17 protein-coding genes, 1 pseudogene and 1 other annotated feature are annotated in these 18,088 nt (G+C 48.9%); of the genes and pseudogenes, 11 read left to right on the forward strand and 7 right to left on the reverse strand.

Annotated elements, in window-relative coordinates; translation table 11 throughout:
* Positions 1–79: 79 nt before the first annotated feature.
* Positions 80–841, forward strand: a complete 762-nt coding sequence (locus OGV69_RS14580; RefSeq protein ID WP_038640968.1) for a YciK family oxidoreductase — start codon at positions 80–82, stop codon at positions 839–841.
* Positions 838–1,428, forward strand: a complete 591-nt coding sequence (cobO, locus tag OGV69_RS14585) for a cob(I)yrinic acid a,c-diamide adenosyltransferase (RefSeq protein ID WP_069324977.1) — start codon at positions 838–840, stop codon at positions 1,426–1,428. The genes OGV69_RS14580 and cobO overlap by 4 nt, the downstream gene beginning before the upstream one ends.
* An 83-nt stretch (positions 1,429–1,511) precedes the next feature.
* Here cobO and rluB read toward each other — a convergent pair whose 3' ends face one another.
* From rluB to rnm, 3 genes are all read right to left on the reverse strand, one after another.
* Positions 1,512–2,387, reverse strand: coding sequence for a 23S rRNA pseudouridine(2605) synthase RluB (rluB, locus tag OGV69_RS14590; protein ID WP_038640972.1), 876 nt, complete (start codon positions 2,385–2,387; stop codon positions 1,512–1,514).
* Positions 2,388–2,487: 100 nt separating this feature from the next.
* A complete protein-coding gene (locus OGV69_RS14595; protein ID WP_038640974.1) occupies positions 2,488–3,108 on the reverse strand; it encodes an L-threonylcarbamoyladenylate synthase in 621 nt (206 codons plus the stop codon).
* Positions 3,105–3,983, reverse strand: a complete 879-nt coding sequence (gene rnm, locus OGV69_RS14600) for an RNase RNM (protein WP_069324976.1) — start codon at positions 3,981–3,983, stop codon at positions 3,105–3,107. Before rnm ends, OGV69_RS14595 begins: the two co-directional genes overlap by 4 nt.
* A gap of 135 nt (positions 3,984–4,118) precedes the next feature.
* On the opposite strand from rnm, the gene trpL reads away from it, so the two are divergent.
* From trpL to trpA, 6 genes are all read left to right on the forward strand, one after another.
* Complete coding sequence (trpL, locus tag OGV69_RS14605; protein ID WP_012905981.1) at positions 4,119–4,163, forward strand: trp operon leader peptide; 45 nt, start codon at positions 4,119–4,121, stop codon at positions 4,161–4,163.
* Positions 4,140–4,234, forward strand: a sequence feature (Trp leader region). Its footprint overlaps the gene before it by 24 nt.
* A gap of 23 nt (positions 4,235–4,257) precedes the next feature.
* Positions 4,258–5,820, forward strand: a complete 1,563-nt coding sequence (locus OGV69_RS14610; RefSeq protein WP_069324975.1) for an anthranilate synthase component 1 — start codon at positions 4,258–4,260, stop codon at positions 5,818–5,820.
* Positions 5,820–7,415, forward strand: coding sequence for a bifunctional anthranilate synthase glutamate amidotransferase component TrpG/anthranilate phosphoribosyltransferase TrpD (gene trpD / locus OGV69_RS14615; RefSeq protein ID WP_069324974.1), 1,596 nt, complete (start codon positions 5,820–5,822; stop codon positions 7,413–7,415). The genes OGV69_RS14610 and trpD overlap by 1 nt, the downstream gene beginning before the upstream one ends.
* Positions 7,416–7,418: 3 nt before the next feature.
* Positions 7,419–8,777, forward strand: coding sequence for a bifunctional indole-3-glycerol-phosphate synthase TrpC/phosphoribosylanthranilate isomerase TrpF (trpCF, locus tag OGV69_RS14620; protein WP_069325012.1), 1,359 nt, complete (start codon positions 7,419–7,421; stop codon positions 8,775–8,777).
* A gap of 10 nt (positions 8,778–8,787) precedes the next feature.
* On the forward strand, positions 8,788–9,981 hold the full coding sequence (trpB, locus tag OGV69_RS14625; protein WP_038640982.1) for a tryptophan synthase subunit beta: 1,194 nt from the start codon (positions 8,788–8,790) through the stop codon (positions 9,979–9,981).
* Positions 9,981–10,787, forward strand: a complete 807-nt coding sequence (gene trpA, locus OGV69_RS14630; protein ID WP_069324973.1) for a tryptophan synthase subunit alpha — start codon at positions 9,981–9,983, stop codon at positions 10,785–10,787. The genes trpB and trpA overlap by 1 nt, the downstream gene beginning before the upstream one ends.
* A gap of 32 nt (positions 10,788–10,819) precedes the next feature.
* On the opposite strand, the gene OGV69_RS14635 is transcribed toward trpA, so the two are convergent.
* The gene (locus OGV69_RS14635; protein ID WP_069324972.1) at positions 10,820–12,292 is read right to left on the reverse strand and encodes a GGDEF domain-containing protein; all 1,473 of its coding nucleotides are present in this window, start codon (positions 12,290–12,292) and stop codon (positions 10,820–10,822) included.
* Between the two features lie 184 nt (positions 12,293–12,476).
* Entirely contained in the window at positions 12,477–12,749 is a 273-nt protein-coding gene (locus OGV69_RS14640) for a hypothetical protein (RefSeq protein ID WP_038640988.1), read from the reverse strand.
* 650 nt (positions 12,750–13,399) lie between these two features.
* Between OGV69_RS14640 and OGV69_RS14645 the strand changes: the two genes are divergently transcribed.
* On the forward strand, positions 13,400–15,034 hold the full coding sequence (locus tag OGV69_RS14645) for a phosphoethanolamine transferase (protein ID WP_309243507.1): 1,635 nt from the start codon (positions 13,400–13,402) through the stop codon (positions 15,032–15,034).
* Positions 15,035–15,099: 65 nt separating this feature from the next.
* Here OGV69_RS14645 and OGV69_RS14650 read toward each other — a convergent pair.
* Positions 15,100–15,222, reverse strand: a pseudogene (locus OGV69_RS14650) (OmpW family outer membrane protein); the annotation flags it as partial.
* A 186-nt stretch (positions 15,223–15,408) separates the two neighbouring features.
* Here OGV69_RS14650 and OGV69_RS14655 point away from each other — a divergent pair.
* Positions 15,409–16,080 carry an SOS response-associated peptidase gene (locus tag OGV69_RS14655; RefSeq protein WP_069324971.1) on the forward strand — a complete coding sequence of 224 codons (672 nt, stop codon included), beginning with the start codon at positions 15,409–15,411 and terminating at the stop codon, positions 16,078–16,080.
* 72 nt (positions 16,081–16,152) lie between these two features.
* A complete protein-coding gene (locus OGV69_RS14660) occupies positions 16,153–17,898 on the forward strand; it encodes a P-loop NTPase fold protein (protein ID WP_069324970.1) in 1,746 nt (581 codons plus the stop codon).
* A 33-nt stretch (positions 17,899–17,931) separates the two neighbouring features.
* On the opposite strand, the gene OGV69_RS14665 is transcribed toward OGV69_RS14660, so the two are convergent.
* A partial coding sequence (locus OGV69_RS14665; protein ID WP_286469318.1) for a DUF4113 domain-containing protein occupies positions 17,932–18,088 on the reverse strand: 157 nt, incomplete at its 5' end.

An 18,088-nucleotide genomic window follows, 5' to 3' on the forward strand; every position in this document is an offset into this window, starting at 1 on the left:
TGAAAAAGAACAGGGTTTAAGGCATAAAGCCGAAACGTTATCGCGAACGAGAAGGCCAGAGCGTTGCCGAGGAGTAGCCGTGCATTATCAACCTAAACAAGACCTTTTACAGGACCGCATTATTCTGATTACCGGTGCCAGTGATGGTATCGGACGTGAAGCCGCACAGACCTATGCGCGATACGGCGCGACCGTGATTCTGCTTGGGCGTAACGAAGAAAAACTGCGCCAGGTTGCCCGCACTATTGCCGATGAAAACGGTACGCAGCCACACTGGTTCACGTTGGATCTGCTCACTTGTACGTCTGAAGAATGCCACCAGCTTGCACAGCGCATTGCCGCACATTTTCCACGTCTGGATGGTGTTCTCCATAATGCCGGATTACTGGGTGATATTTGTCCGATGAGCGAACAAAATCCGCAGGTCTGGCAAGATGTCATGCAGGTAAATGTGAATGCCACCTTTATGCTGACCCAGGCATTGCTGCCGCTATTGCTGAAATCCGATGCTGGATCGCTGGTCTTTACCTCTTCCAGCGTCGGTCGCCAGGGACGCGCCAATTGGGGAGCGTATGCCACTTCCAAATTCGCTACCGAAGGCATGATGCAGGTTCTGGCAGATGAATATCAGAACCGTCACCTGCGCGTAAACTGTATCAATCCAGGCGGTACGCGTACCGGCATGCGAGCCAGCGCATTTCCAACTGAAGATCCGCAAAAATTGAAAACTCCCGCCGATATTATGCCGCTCTATCTGTGGCTGATGGGCGATGACAGCCGCCGTAAAACCGGTATGACTTTCGATGCCCAACCGGGCCGTAAACCAGGAATAGCTCAATGAGTGAAGAACGCTACCAGCAACGCCAGCAGCGCGTTAAAGAGCGGGTTGATGCCCGCGTTGCCGCTGCAAAGGATGAGCGCGGGATCATTATCGTGTTCACCGGAAACGGTAAGGGTAAAACCACCGCAGCGTTCGGGACCGCCACGCGCGCGGTGGGCCATGGTAAAAAAGTCGGCGTGGTGCAATTTATTAAAGGTACCTGGCCAAACGGTGAACGAAACTTACTCGAACCCCATGGCGTAGAGTTTCAGGTTATGGCGACAGGATTTACCTGGGACACGCAAAACCGCGAGTCGGATACCGCAGCCTGTATGGCCGTATGGGAACATGGAAAGCGAATGCTGGCTGACGCTCAACTGGATATGGTTATCCTGGACGAACTGACCTATATGGTGGCGTACGACTATCTGCCGCTTGAAGAAGTTATCAATGCCTTAAATGCGCGCCCAGCCCATCAAACGGTGATTATCACCGGTCGGGGATGTCATCGCGATATTCTGGAGTTAGCAGATACGGTCAGCGAGCTGCGCCCGGTTAAGCACGCGTTTGAAGCGGGCGTGAAAGCTCAGATGGGAATTGATTACTGACAGCAGGCCGGATAAGGCGCTTGCGCCGCATCCGGCTCCACGCTAACGCCTGATGGCGCTTTGCTTATCAGGCCTGGTCATGATTAACCGTTGTTGCTGCGACCGCCCGGACGACGGCTGCTGCCGACCTGTGAGTGGCGCTTCACCGCACGACGGATCTGGTTCGCTTTCATCCGACGACGATCTTTCTCGACGGCAACTTTAGAGGTCGTTTCCGGCTTCAGCTCCACCAGTTCACGCAAATAGTTGGTCTGCGCAAGATCAAGCTCCGTCCAGCCGCCACGCGGCAGGCCTTTCGGCAGCGGGATATCGCCGTAACGGACACGGATAAGACGGCTTACCTGCACGCCTACAGCTTCCCACAGGCGACGTACTTCACGGTTACGTCCTTCGGTCAGCGTGACGTTGTACCACTGGTTGATCCCTTCACCACCGCTGAACTTGATTGTTTTAAACGCCGCCGGACCATCTTCCAGCTGTACGCCACGACTCAGATCGCGCAGTTTCGCGTCATCAACCTGACCAAACACACGCACCGCATATTCACGCTCAACTTCACGGCTTGGATGCATCAGACGGTTTGCCAGTTCACCGTCGGTAGTGAACAACAGTAAACCGCAGGTATTCACATCCAGACGCCCCACGGCAATCCAGCGCGCATCGCGCAGTTTTGGCAGACGATCAAACACGGTCGGACGACCTTCCGGATCGTTACGGGTACACAGTTCACCTTCTGGTTTGTAATAGGCCAGGACGCGACAGATTTGTTCCGCAGACTCTTTAACCGAAATCAGATGACCGTCGATACGGATTTTCAGCCCCGGCGTCACTTCAACGCGATCGCCAAGCGTGGCAATTTTGCCATCAACGCTCACACGGCCCGCGGCAATAATGGTTTCAATTTCACGGCGAGAACCGTGGCCGGCGCGCGCCAGCACTTTTTGTAACTTTTCGCTCATAGAGCTTCCTTTAGATGTCGCCTTCACAGGCGTCGAACAGGAGAATCAACGGCGCCAGTCAGCGCCATTTTAAGGCCGCGTAGTATAGCGGTTCACGCCCTTATAAGAAAGGTCTAACGTCGCCGACGCCTTCACGCAAGACCACCGGAGAATCGTCAGTTAAATCGATGACCGTGGTCGGCTGCTGGCCGAGATAGCCGCCGTGGATAATCAACTCCACCTGCTTCTCCAAGCGATCCTTAATCTCTTCCGGGTCAGATTCGGTAAATTCGCTGCCCGGCAGCATCAGCGACGTAGAAAGCATCGGTTCGCCCAGCGCTTCCAGCAGCGCCAGCGCAATCGGATTCGACGGCACACGCAGGCCGATGGTCTTACGTTTTTCCTGCAACAATCGGCGTGGCACTTCTTTCGTCCCTTTCAGGATAAAGGTGTAGTTGCCCGGCGTGTTATTTTTAATCAAACGAAAAGCCACGTTATCGACAAACGAATAGGTCGACAGTTCGGACAGATCACGGCACATCAGCGTAAAGTTGTGTCCGTCCGGCAGGTGGCGAATGCGACAAATGCGCTCCATTGCGCCTTTATCTTCAATTTTGCAGCCCAACGCATAGCCGGAATCGGTTGGATAGACAATCACCCCGCCCTTACGCACGATTTCAACGGCCTGATTGATCAGCCGCTGCTGCGGGTTTTCGGGATGAATATAAAAAAACTGGCTCATACTTTCCTCTCTGTAATCTCAGGCTGTTCCCAAAGTTGCCAGACGCCTTCTACGCCTGCGGGCAACCAGAGTTTACGACCCAGTTCAATCCACGGGCAGGGCTGATGAAAATCAGATCCTTGCGATGCCCACAATTGATGCTGGCGCGCAAGCGTCGCCAGATGGGTGCGTTCATTGGGAGACTGTTGGCACTGCGCCACTTCCATCGCGTCACCACGGTGTTCAGCGAAATATGCAACCAGTCTTTTCAGCCACTTAGCGCTAAGATCGTACCGCCCCGGATGAGCCAGAACTGCCTTACCGCCAGAATGATGAATGACATCAATAGCTTGTTCTATTGTACACCACTGCGGCGGAACGTAACCGGTTTTCCCACGGGCAAGGTATTTTTTAAAAACATCTGCAATAGTCGTGGCTTTTCCGCATTCCACCAGAAAACGCGCAAAATGTCCCCGCGTGACCGCCCCGCCATCTGCCAGACGCAACGCGCCTTCCCATGCGCCGGGAATATGCGCTTTGTCGAGTCGTTCAGCAATCAGGCGCGCGCGCTGCTGACGACGCTCCGTTTGTTGCGCCAAAAACTCGCACATCAATGGATGAGAAATATCTATATTCAGACCCACAATATGGATCTCATGATTTTCCCACACCGTTGAAATCTCGACGCCCGAGATCAGATTTAACGCTAAACCCGAACGTGAAATTTCTTCTCTTGCCGCCGCAATACCGCCCGTGGTGTCATGATCGGTGATCGCCAGTGTGCCGACTCGCATCTCTACCGCACGGTGTACTAAGGCTTCAGGGGTTAATCGCCCATCAGAGGCTGTAGTATGACTGTGCAGGTCATAAATCACTGCGTAATTCGTGTCGCTCAAGGCGGCTCCCATTTCAATAAATGTCGTAACACGCCCATCATAGCGGTTTCGACAAATTTACTGAAATCAGGTGTTGACTTTACTCCACCGAACTAGTTAACTAGTACGCAAGTTCACATGAAGAAGGTATCTGAGATGAAAGCAACATTTGTTCTGCACGGTTGGTGGCGCACTTCCTGATTTCGGGCAGTGTCTTACGTCTGCAATATGCAACCAGATACCCGGCCCGCCAACTGAGCGGGCTTTTTTTTGAACAAAATTAATGAGAACAACGATGCAAACACCAAAACCGACACTCGAACTGCTTACCTGCGATGCCGCCTACCGTGAGAATCCGACGGCGCTGTTTCATCAGGTATGTGGCGCTCGTCCAGCGACACTGCTGCTTGAATCTGCAGATATCAACAGCAAAGATGATCTGAAGAGCCTGTTGCTGGTCGACAGCGCGTTACGCATCACCGCCCTGGGTGACACCGTCACTATTAAGGCGCTCTCCGCGAACGGCGCATCGCTGCTGCCCCTGCTGGATGCAGCGCTGCCTGCTGGCGTTGAAAACGAACAACAGCCGAACATACGCCATTTGAAATTTCCCAACGTAAGCCCGTTGCTGGATGAAGACGCCCGCTTATGTTCCCTTTCCGTATTTGATGCTTTCCGTTTATTGCAGGAACTGGTCAACGTCCCTGCGCAAGAACGTGAAGCGATGTTCTTCGGCGGTCTGTTTTCCTATGACCTGGTCGCCGGTTTTGAAGATTTACCTCAGCTTGAAGCAGGTAACCGTTGCCCGGACTACTGCTTCTATCTGGCTGAAACGCTGATGGTCATCGATCACCAAAAGAAAAGTACCCGCATTCAGGCCAGCGTATTTACCCCCAGCGATGGCGAAAAACAGCGTCTGAACGCTCGTCTGGCGCAACTGAGTCAGCAGCTTACCGAGCCAGCTCCGCCACTGCCCGTGACAGAAATCCCGCAGATGCGCTGCGAATGTAACCAGAGCGATGAAGAATTTGGCGCTGTGGTGCGCGGGATGCAAAAAGCCATTCGCGCAGGCGAGATTTTCCAGGTGGTTCCGTCCCGCCGATTCTCATTGCCCTGCCCGTCACCGCTGGCGGCCTACTATGTGCTGAAGAAAAGTAATCCCAGCCCGTATATGTTTTTCATGCAGGACAACGATTTCACGCTGTTCGGCGCCTCCCCGGAAAGCTCGCTGAAATATGATGCCACCAGCCGGCAGATTGAGATCTACCCGATTGCCGGGACGCGTCCGCGCGGTCGCCGTGCGGATGGCTCGCTGGACCGCGATCTCGACAGCCGTATCGAGCTGGAGATGCGTACCGATCATAAAGAGCTTTCCGAGCACCTGATGCTGGTTGACCTTGCGCGTAACGACCTGGCGCGCATCTGTACGCCGGGCAGCCGCTACGTTGCAGACCTGACCAAAGTGGATCGCTACTCCTTCGTGATGCACCTGGTTTCCCGCGTGGTCGGCGAACTGCGTAGCGATCTGGATGTGCTGCATGCGTACCGCGCCTGTATGAATATGGGCACGCTAAGCGGCGCGCCGAAAGTTCGCGCCATGCAGCTTATCGCCGAGGCCGAAGGTCGTCGCCGTGGTAGCTATGGCGGCGCGGTAGGCTACTTTACCGCCCATGGCGATCTGGATACCTGTATTGTGATTCGTTCCGCACTCGTGGAAGACGGTATTGCCACCGTACAAGCCGGTGCCGGGATTGTTCTGGATTCTGTACCGCAGTCTGAAGCCGATGAAACCCGTAATAAAGCGCGTGCGGTTTTACGTGCTATCGCCACCGCGCACCACGCACAGGAGCCCTTCTAATGGCTGACATTCTGCTGCTCGATAACATCGACTCATTTACCTATAACCTGGCGGATCAGCTGCGTACTAATGGTCACAACGTGGTGATTTACCGCAACCATATTCCGGCCCAGACGTTAATTGACCGCTTAGCAACCATGAAAAACCCGGTGCTGATGCTCTCTCCGGGACCCGGTGCGCCAAGCGAAGCGGGCTGCATGCCGGAGCTGTTAACCCGCCTGCGCGGTAAGCTGCCGATTATTGGTATTTGTCTGGGGCATCAGGCGATTGTTGAAGCCTACGGCGGCTATGTCGGTCAGGCCGGAGAGATCCTGCACGGTAAAGCATCCAGTATTGAACATGACGGTCAGGCAATGTTCAGCGGTCTGGCAAATCCATTGCCGGTAGCGCGTTACCACTCGCTTGTTGGCAGCAACGTTCCAGCCGGTTTGACCATCAACGCCCACTTTAACGGCATGGTGATGGCGGTCCGTCACGATACCGACCGCGTGTGTGGCTTCCAGTTCCATCCGGAATCGATCCTCACCACCCAGGGCGCACTTCTGCTGGAGCAAACGCTGGCATGGGCGCAACAGAAACTCGAACAGACCAATACGCTGCAACCTATTCTGGAGAAACTGTATCAGGCTCAGACGCTGTCCCAACAGGAAAGCCACCAACTGTTCTCGGCCGTAGTACGCGGTGAACTGAAGCCGGAACAGCTCGCTGCGGCCCTGGTGAGCATGAAAATTCGTGGCGAACACCCGCATGAAATTGCCGGCGCGGCAACCGCGCTGCTGGAAAACGCCGCCCCGTTCCCGCGTCCTGATTATCTGTTTGCCGATATTGTCGGTACCGGCGGCGACGGTAGCAACAGTATCAATATCTCCACGGCCAGCGCCTTTGTTGCGGCGGCCTGTGGACTGAAAGTGGCCAAACACGGCAACCGCAGCGTCTCCAGTAAATCGGGCTCTTCGGATCTGTTGGCGGCATTTGGCATTAATCTGGACATGAACGCCGATAAATCCCGTCAGGCGCTTGACGATCTCGGTGTGTGCTTCCTGTTTGCACCGAAATACCACACCGGTTTTCGCCACGCCATGCCGGTACGACAACAGTTAAAAACCCGCACGCTGTTTAACGTGCTCGGTCCGTTGATTAACCCGGCGCATCCGCCGCTGGCGCTGATCGGCGTTTACAGCCCGGAACTGGTGCTGCCGATTGCCGAAACGCTGCGCGTATTGGGGTATCAACGTGCCGCGGTCGTACACAGCGGCGGCATGGATGAAGTTTCGCTGCATGCGCCGACTATTGTGGCAGAGCTGCATGATGGCGAAATCAAGAGTTATCAACTGACGGCGGAAGACTTTGGCCTGATGCCGTACCATCAGGAACAGCTGGCGGGCGGTACGCCGGAAGAAAACCGTGACATTCTTAGTCGCTTGTTACAAGGTAAAGGTGAAGCCGCTCACGAAGCAGCCGTTGCCGCGAATGTCGCCATGTTAATGCGCCTGCACGGTGAAGAAAATTTAAAAACTAATGCGCAAACCGTGATTAATGTGCTGCGTAGCGGCGCGGCCTACGACCGTGTTACTGCGCTGGCAGCAAGAGGGTAAATGATGCAAACCGTTTTAGCGAAAATTGTCGCTGACAAGGCGATTTGGGTAGAAGCCCGTAAACAGCAACAACCGCTGGCCAGCTTTCAGAATGATGTACAACCCAGCGCTCGTGATTTCTACGATGCGCTGCAAGGCGCACGTACCGCCTTTATTCTGGAGTGCAAAAAAGCCTCGCCATCGAAAGGTGTGATCCGTGATGACTTCGACCCGGCACAGATTGCGGACGTGTATAAACATTATGCTTCAGCGATTTCCGTACTGACCGATGAAAAATATTTCCAGGGCAGCTTTGATTTCCTGCCCATCGTCAGCCGTATCGCGTCGCAACCCATCCTGTGTAAGGACTTTATTATCGATCCTTACCAGATATACCTGGCGCGTTTCTACCAGGCGGACGCCTGCCTGCTGATGCTGTCAGTACTGGACGATGAGCAATATCGTCAACTCGCCGCCGTGGCCCATAGCCTGAAAATGGGTGTTCTGACCGAGGTCAGCAACGAAGAAGAACTGGAACGCGCGATTGCGCTTGGCGCGAAAGTCGTCGGTATTAACAACCGCGATTTACGTGACCTGTCGATTGATCTGAATCGCACCCGCCAACTGGCGCCACGTCTGGGCCATGGCGTAACCGTCATCAGCGAGTCCGGTATTAATACCTACGGCCAGGTACGCGAACTCAGCCACTTCGCCAACGGTTTTCTGATTGGCTCCGCGCTGATGTCGCATGATGACCTGCACGCCGCTGTGCGTCGGGTTCTGCTTGGCGAGAACAAAGTCTGCGGTTTGACCCGGGCTCAGGATGCAAACGCGGCATATGAAGCGGGCGCAATATATGGCGGGTTGATTTTTGTGCCCTCATCTCCGCGCGTAGTTAGCGTTGAGCAGGCGCGGGAAGTGATGAGCGGCGCGCCATTACAGTATGTCGGCGTGTTCCGCAACACCGAGATTACCGAGGTGCGCGACAAAGCGTTGGCCCTGGGACTGACTGCGGTGCAACTGCATGGGAGCGAAGATCAGACCTATGTTGACGCTCTGCGCGATGCGCTGCCCAAACAGGTGCAAATCTGGAAAGCGCTGAGTGTTGGCGAAACGTTGCCGGCCCGGGATTATCAGCATGTCGATAAATACGTGTTCGACAACGGCCAGGGTGGTAGCGGTCAACGCTTCGACTGGTCGCTTTTAGGCGGGCAATCGCTGGAAAACGTTTTACTGGCTGGCGGACTTGGCGCTGATAACTGTGTCAACGCGGCAAAAACCGGCTGTGCCGGGCTCGATTTTAATTCTGGCGTAGAGTCACAGCCGGGCATCAAAGATGCACGACTTCTGGCTTCGGTCTTTCAGACGCTGCGCGCATATTAAGGAAAAGGACATGACAACATTACTCAATCCGTACTTTGGTGAATTTGGCGGTATGTATGTGCCACAAATTCTGATGCCTGCTCTGCGTCAACTGGAAGAAGCTTTCGTCAGCGCGCAAAAAGATCCTGAGTTTCAGGCGCAGTTTACCGATCTGCTGAAAAACTATGCTGGTCGTCCAACCGCGCTGACCAAATGCCAGAACATTACTCACGGGACCAACACTACGCTGTATCTTAAGCGTGAAGATTTACTGCACGGCGGCGCGCACAAAACTAACCAGGTGTTGGGTCAGGCGTTACTGGCGAAGCGTATGGGGAAAACGGAAATCATCGCCGAAACCGGTGCAGGTCAACACGGCGTCGCATCGGCGCTAGCCAGTGCGCTGCTGGGTCTGAAGTGCCGTATATATATGGGTGCGAAAGACGTTGAGCGTCAGTCGCCTAACGTTTTCCGTATGCGTCTGATGGGGGCAGAAGTCATTCCTGTTCATAGCGGTTCTGCAACGCTGAAGGATGCCTGTAACGAAGCCCTGCGCGACTGGTCTGGCAGCTACGATACCGCGCACTATATGCTCGGGACGGCGGCAGGACCGCATCCCTTCCCGACCATTGTACGTGAATTCCAGCGCATGATCGGCGAAGAAACAAAAGCGCAGATCCTGGAAAAAGAAGGTCGTTTGCCGGACGCTGTTATCGCCTGCGTGGGCGGTGGTTCTAACGCCATTGGTATGTTTGCCGATTTTATTAATGAAACCAGCGTCGGTCTGATTGGCGTAGAGCCAGGCGGTCACGGGATCGAATCCGGTGAACACGGCGCACCGTTAAAACACGGTCGTGTCGGGATTTACTTTGGCATGAAATCCCCGATGATGCAGACCGAAGAAGGACAGATTGAAGAGTCTTACTCTATTTCCGCAGGTCTGGATTTCCCGTCTGTCGGGCCGCAGCATGCATACCTGAACAGCATCGGTCGCGCCGATTATGTTTCAATCACCGACGATGAAGCGCTGGAAGCCTTCAAAACGCTGTGTTTACATGAGGGGATTATCCCGGCGCTGGAGTCCTCCCATGCCCTGGCACACGCCCTGAAAATGATGCGTGAAAATCCGGAAAAAGAGCAATTACTGGTGGTAAATCTCTCCGGTCGCGGCGACAAAGACATTTTCACCGTACACGATATTCTGAAAGCGCGAGGGGAAATCTGATGGAACGTTACGAAAATCTTTTTGCACAGTTGAAGGACCGCAAAGAAGGTGCTTTTGTCCCCTTCGTAACCCTGGGCGATCCGTCAGTTGAACAGTCACTGAAAATCATTGATACGCTGATCGAAGCCGGCGCTGATGCGCTTGAACTCGGCATTCCGTTCTCCGATCCGCTGGCGGACGGTCCGACCATACAGGAAGCCACACTGCGGGCATTTGCCGCAGGCGTGACACCGTCACAATGCTTTGAGATGCTGGCATTGATTCGCCAGAAACACCCCACCATTCCAGTTGGTCTGCTGATGTATGCCAACCTGGTGTTCAGCAAGGGTATTGACGAATTCTACGCTCAGTGCGAGAAAGTCGGTGTCGATTCTGTTTTGGTGGCAGATGTGCCTGTTGAGGAGTCTGGACCATTCAGAACTGCGGCACTCCGCCACAACATTGCACCTATTTTCATCTGCCCCCCTAACGCTGATGAAGAACTGCTCCGCCAGATTGCCTCTTACGGTCGCGGCTATACCTATCTGCTTTCACGTGCTGGCGTGACCGGTGCTGAAAATCGTGCGGCGTTACCGCTCCATCATCTGGTGGAAAAACTGAAAGAATACGGTGCTCCTCCGTCATTACAGGGATTTGGTATCTCTGCGCCAGACCAGGTCACCGGCGCGATTGAAGCCGGTGCTGCCGGGGCAATTTCCGGCTCAGCGATTGTGAAAATCATTGAGAAGAATGTTGCCGCACCTGAGCAGATGCTGGCTGAGCTGAAAGCCTTTGTCAGCGCAATGAAAGCGGCCACGCCTTACTAAGCTAAATCAACCGCCAGAGACTTCTGGCGGTTTTACCCTTCTTTGGTGTTCTTCATTTTGTACATGGCGTTATCCGCATTCTGAATTGCCACATCCAGCTCGCCGTTCACTTCCGCAATCCCCCACGACACTGACAATGGCACGGTATGACCGTCCACCACAAACACATGGCTGGTCACCTGCCCGCTAATACGCTGAGCAATGGCGATAGCGTCACTTGCCTGCGAGCGAAACAGCAGGATCATAAACTCATCCCCGCCGGTACGAATCACAATATCGTGGCTGGTTCGGGTGTTAGACAGCATTCTGTTAGCAATAATTTGCAGCGCCCGGTCACCTGCCGCATGGCCCCAGGTATCATTGACAGCCTTGAACTTATTGCAATCCAGTAACACAACCGAGCAGTGCGATAAATCACGACGCTTGATGATGTCGAGAATTCGGCGGTTAAAACAACCGGTCAGCGTGTCGATATAAACCTTGAGGTCGCTTTCATTCAGCCAGGATTTTAGTGAGAAACTGATGATGACGAAGAAGAACGGCGCCAGCAGGATCACAATTCCGGCATGCGAATCACGCACCATAAAACGGCCTAATGACAGCGAATAGTGCAGCGCATATTTCTCCGAAAAATTGCGCACCATATAGCGGGACTGGCCTGTACATCTACCGGATAAACAAAGGCTCTCATTGTTGGTCAAATTCACCAACTCCACATTCAGCTCAGGTGGAAGGTGGTAGTCAAAAGCTTGAGCCAACGCTTCCTGCAGTTCCGGCTTTGAATGGTCATAGACCAGATAGGCCACGATTTGGTCTGATATCTCTTTACCCGACAGATCGTAGATATAGCTCACCACGCTGTAAGCTTTTTCACCGGTAATTTTATCGGTATAGAAGTTCGTTGAACTAAGGGCTTTGTTTTTGACGTTTTTTTGCAACAGTCGGGTATAGAAATCGTCAGGTGGATAGAAAAAGTTGGTGATATCCCGCGCCATTTCAGAATTGGAGAAGCTGAAATGGCGCGAATCGGAAGCCATAAACCAGTAAAAATAATCTGAGTTTTTGGCGATAATGTAACGATGCGCATCGAAGCTCCCCGGGTTTAGCTCATTGACCATCCCGCGAATAAACTCCGCCGCCGTATACATACACAACGCATTATGACTGGTTCTCTGGGCAATAATTGTCCCCGTCGCCGAATGCAGCCGCTTTGGGTCGGCGTTAATGCCCCATTCATCATCATTGCGGGGAACAAATTGTGAAATATCGCCACATTGCTCGCCCGTTTTGATATGGTGATAGCGCTCGCCAATCGCGTCGGCGATCAGCTCGTTATCGTTAAAAATGTCCATCATGCGCGCTTGCAGGCGATTAACACCTTCACTGGCTGCCGCTATCCGCTGCTCATAGATAATAAACAGAAATAACGAAGTAAATATCAACGTAATGAGCCCTGATACCAGCAATGCCTGCTTGTTTCTGAGCTTATCCTGCACAATCTTCACGAGTCCACCCTGCTAGTTAACATATTGCCAAACCGGTTACCCGTTTATGTTGTTGCATAACTGCGCTGTACGTTGATTGAGAATATTTACCGCCCCTTCGCTGATGAGTAAAAGCTCGCCGTTGCGCGCGCTGAAGTTACCGATTTATACAACAAAAGCACATATTTGTTAACATAAATGCAAACTAAGCATCGCCTTCAATGGGATACCCTGCCCGACGGATAGCCTCACGGCAGTCGTTCACACCAGCGGCGTACCCCGCTTCAATCTCACAAACCGGGCTGGCGCTGCAATAAGGCAGTTTAACCGGAGTGGCCATAAGTTTCTCCAGAATCTCCATTTTATCCATGTAATTCAGCAGCTCACGAGCCACGCTTACGGCAAATTCGGCCGTATCATCGCCGGTGAACGGTTCCAGAAACGTGATTTTTTGTTGGAGTTGATGGCGGGTTAGCATCGTCAATACCCTCAAAGCCAGTTTGCTTAAAGAGTAGCATTACATCGAAGAAGAGAAATACACCACTGACGATTCAGGGGGGCTAATCTTAATCACAGCCTTCACAGTTATGGCTGAAACCGGGCACGGTATCCTCGTATTTTTACAGAACATATTCATAGGTAGCGAATAGCTCTGCCCATCCCACATCCGATCTGAGATGTTGCCGTTGTTTGCAATGTTTAAGAGATGAGCAGCGAAACGCTGAACGCATCAATATCATAAAGTTTTAGTAATGATTTACGTAAATATCATATTAAATGTGAATATTGCATTGGCTCATCAAGACTAAAATCATTATAGTATCAGAGTAATAGCGTTATTTTTGCAAGGTCTTGATAATTTCACTTAGGTCATGTTATTAACGTGTAAATTAGTTGTTTATAAATGCAGGATGCACCAAGACTATTTGCACTTAACTCAAATTCACCTTTTAAAAATATTCAGAAAGCCAAAGGGATCAAACCACAGGATAACGACTAAATAGCATTGAATAAAACGACATAACGGCGATCACACCTGAGACAGGTCTGTGAGGTTGCTACATGTAACTTATTCACCCTCAATAATTGCATAAGTAAACAATAAAAGCACATAAGAAGAAAATTCTTATGTTTAAAACATATTTTGTTTGTCAGGATATCTGGGTCCATAAATTAAAAATCATGTCTATCCAATTTAACCTTCAAATGGTCAGAAGTGGTTTACGCCCACTTAAAATTATTCCGCTAATTATTTCTGTGTTAATTATTGCCAGTGTTAATATATTAACTGCAAAATATAACACTGTGATTAATCGGACACTTGTGTTTTTCATGATCATGCTTTCATTACGATGCCTACAGTATGTCTTTTTCAGAAATATTCTGGCTGCTTTAATTTTAATACCCGTCGCAGCTGATATCACTCTTCAATTGCATGCCTGGAATAATTACAACTCAGAATTTAGTTATGGATTTGCGTTAAGTGTTTTAAATACAACTCCCAGTGAAGCAATAGCGATGCTGAGATTATATTGGCGCGACTGTGTTACGTTCTTTACACTTGTAATGTTTTTTATTTACTCTATAAACACTGGCGCGAGACCTGTACCCTATCGATTTCGTCACTACCCAATAGTTATTTTGGGCTTGATAATTTTCTTTTTGTTTTCGCAAGCTTATCTCCACCAGATAAGGAAAAGTAATGTTGAAAGTCTGGTGCAACGAGTCATCCGCTCTACTCCAGTAAGTACCGGAAAAGAGTTCATGCAGGCTATGCAAGATAACGCCATAATTTCTGATATCGGTACAAACATTCCCAATTATAAGATAACAGTAACTGATACAGGGATCGAAAACTATATACTGATCGTCGGGGAATCTGCGCGTGCGTTAAATATGGGAATATATGGATACACAAGGGATACCACCCCTGAACTTATCAAACAAAAGCAGCAACTTTTACTGTTTCATAACGCGATTGCGCCTGCACCGGTAACAATCATGGCCGTCCCCCTGGCACTTACTGCTGACTCAGTGCAAGCCCGTCACCCGCGCAATTACAGCGATAATATTATTAATATCACCAACCAGGCTGGCTATGATACATACTGGTACAGTCGCCAGGGAAATGGAGGGGCGCATAACAATATAATTACCGGGATTGCCATGAATGCACATCAGCATGAATGGATAGAATATGGCTATGATGAGGCGTTGTTGCCGTTATTACATAAGGCATTGCAGAAGCCAGGTAAGAAACTTATTGTCCTGCATTTATATGGCAGTCATGAACCTTCCTGTCAACGTTTTCCAGAAAGTCATACTGTCTTATTTGGCCAGAGTAAAGCTGACGATTGTTATGATAACTCAATTCGCTATACTGATGAACTGATGGGTACTATATTCAATGCGCTGGAAAACACTCGCTCATCAGTAATGTATTTTTCCGATCATGCGCTGATCCGTGATCCCGCTCGCTCGGTGGTTTATTCTCATGGTGGTGTTAGACCGCCTAAAGAGGCATTACAAATCCCGATGTATATTTGGTACAGCCATTTAGTCGATGAGAAAACAAAGTTCACTGGAGATTATAATACGCCGTGGTCTGCCGATGATCTTAACTCTCTTGCAGAATTGTGGCTTGGCATCCATCGTCAGGGCAACGCGAAAAAGTCAATGAAATCCTGGTTAATAAACTACCAAAAGGAGATTTTCATCATGGACACAACGGGTAAAAAATACCATTGGAATGATGTTCGTTAATGCTGAAGAGTTGGCAAAACTGGTCATCAAATGACCAGTTTTGCCGAAGGGCTTTGCAGAAGAGCTTAAAAACGATAACCCGCAGAGAACATAAACACCCACGGATCGAGACGTACGCTGTCTCGCTGCTGGACGCCACCCATTTTATAACTTGCGGTGGTGTCGATATCCATGTACCAGACCGATATACATCTGATTTTACACTATCATTATGAATTAAAAGCATTTTATTGATTTTTTGCCATCTCTAAATCAACATTTTGAAGGTGTTGTAAGCTTATGATTCGCCGATAGATTTAAATTGTTTTGCAGAACATATTTTATAAGATATTCCTTGAGCACCTACTCTTTCAGTCTAGAGACTGGAGGTGTGTATGTGTGGACGTTTCGTTCAATCAATGACGCGTGAAGATTATCTTGTCCTGCTCGCTAATGAATCAGAACGAGACATTCCATTCGATCCAGAACCCATCGGAAGATTTAACGTAGCGCCAGGAACAAAAGTTCTGCTTCTTAGCGAACGTGATGATCAGCTGCATCTTGATCCAGTTATCTGGGGATACGCTCCCGGTTGGTGGGATAAACCGCCGCTCATTAACGCACGGTCTGAAACTGCGGCCACCAGCAGAATGTTTAAACCACTCTGGCAGCATGGTCGCGCAATTTGCTTTTCTGATGGATGGTTTGAGTGGAAAAAGGAAGGTGACAAGAAACAACCCTATTTTATTCACCGGGCAGACGGTCAGCCGATTTTTATGGCGGCGATCGGCAGCACACCATTCGAACGTGGAGATGAAGCCGAAGGTTTCCTGATAGTGACAGCTGCGGCCGACAAAGGCCTGGTAGAAATTCACGACCGTAGGCCACTGGTTTTGTTACCGGAAGCGGCCAGGGAGTGGATGCGTCAAGATGTAGGAGGGAAGGAAGCCGAAGAGATAGCTGCTGACGGAACAGTGCCCGCTGACAAGTTTATCTGGCACCCAGTGTCACGCGCAGTTGGAAATCCTAAAAACGATGATCCAACTCTAATCATTTCTTTAATTTAGTTTAATATCATACAATTCTTCCTTAGAATGCCTTTCAACATTTAATCTTAAAAACATGGAGTAAGTAACATTATGGGAAATTCTATTTCATCATTTATTACAAAGTTAGTTCCACTAATCAATAAAGAACGAGAAGGTTTATTGTTTATTGACGGGCGTTGGGGTTCTGGTAAAACATACTTCATTCATAACAGGCTAAAATCTTATTATTCCGATCAACCTATTTTTTACATTTCATTATTGGGAATAACATCCCTTGCTGATTTCAAGTCAAAAATAATTGAATGTTACTATCTTGAAGGCGCTGAAAACCTTGCAAATGATTTTAATTCCTTAGCTGATGGCGTCAGTTTACTCAGGGGGAAAGCCGATGAGTCAGGGGTTTTAAGATCATTTTTTAGTTCTATAGGCACAAGTGTAAAAGGAAAGGTATTATCCAGTTTATCAGGATTGTTTATTCTTGATGATATTGAACGTATGAACGACAACGAACTAACATCCAATATATTGAATTATTGTCACTCTTTATATTTTCAAAGAGAAAATCGATCATTAGATTTTATAGTTGTAGGAAACACCACGAAGGAAGCAAATTTTGAAATAAAACATAAAGAAAAAATAATCTCAGATACTATTTCATTTGAGTTAAATCATCAAGACTTATCAGAAATAATCACGCCAAATCTAATTTCTTTCCCTGATGATGATAAAAAAATATTCCTTAAGATAATTGAACGCCAAGAGCTTTTTAATCTTAGAATAATAAACAGATGTATTAACAAAATCGAACCACTTTTCAAATACATAAATTCAAACCCAGATAAAATATGGACTGTTCGCTCTGAAGATATTATCGAATGTATTACTTCAAGTATCATACTACAATTCCAATTTAAAAAGAGCATTGATGAGTTAAAAGAGAAAAAACCAGAAAATTATTTATTCACTATCGATGATGATGCGACTTACGCTGAGAAAAACTTATGGGATTCATATCGTAAATATGCAGTACCCAACGTCGTACGTGAGTATAGCATGGGACTTGAATCTGTAATGACCGTACAACATTATATATTTTCAGAACCTAAGAAAATAACTATTGACTACATAGCAACCGCAGATCGCCCCCATATATTCGATATTGACGAAACCTCACTACAACAATACTTACTAGACGTCATAACCAGAAATAAAACTGTCACAGTTACCACATGGCTATTGGTTGTAAACAACTACCTATTCCTAACTAAAAATGAATATCTTGCAGTATCACCTTCCATCACTCATAGTTTTATTGAACAAAAAGCAAATGAATTTAGCATTGATGATATATCTATATTTATAGATGAAAAGGGAGGGATTGACAATCTACGTCGTTATGGAACTTCTTCGCTTTATGGTAACCCATACATTAGCTTGTTCATCAAGAAATATGAACTATATGATACAAATGAAAAAATTAATACGTTGCGTAACATTATTGAAAAAGATGGATGGTATCATGTTAACGTTAGTGACCATATAGATAACATTGATCATAACTCAAAATATAAGCCGTTGGAAATTATTGGCACCTCTTTTCTCGCAAAACACATATTGACCACATGGAAGCCAATAGACATTGAATCTTTTGAGTCTTATTTACAAAATTTGTACAACTTTAATAACATTAAAGATTTCTTATCTGGAGAAAAATTTCACCTAATGAAGCTGGAAATGTTAACGAGTATATTTTTATCGTCACACAGGCCAAGTCTTAAATTCGGAGCATTAAAAAGCCTTAACCATAAATTAAATGAAATCCTAAGCCGTCTTTAGTAACTTCATAATAAGGTCGATTATTTGACCTTATTATTTAACCCTTAATAGATCAGCATAGCGTGTTGTGTATCGTGGCGAGAGCATCTCTCTCTTCATCGCCCATTGTCGCTGGATCCCCTGTCCGGCGAAATAAAGCGCCCCCTTTCCTTCCTTTGCATTCAGATGATCCAGAACTTCCATCAATTTC

The organism is Citrobacter sp. Cc139 (assembly GCF_030334645.1).
In the GTDB taxonomy this organism is placed as follows: domain Bacteria; phylum Pseudomonadota; class Gammaproteobacteria; order Enterobacterales; family Enterobacteriaceae; genus Citrobacter; species Citrobacter werkmanii.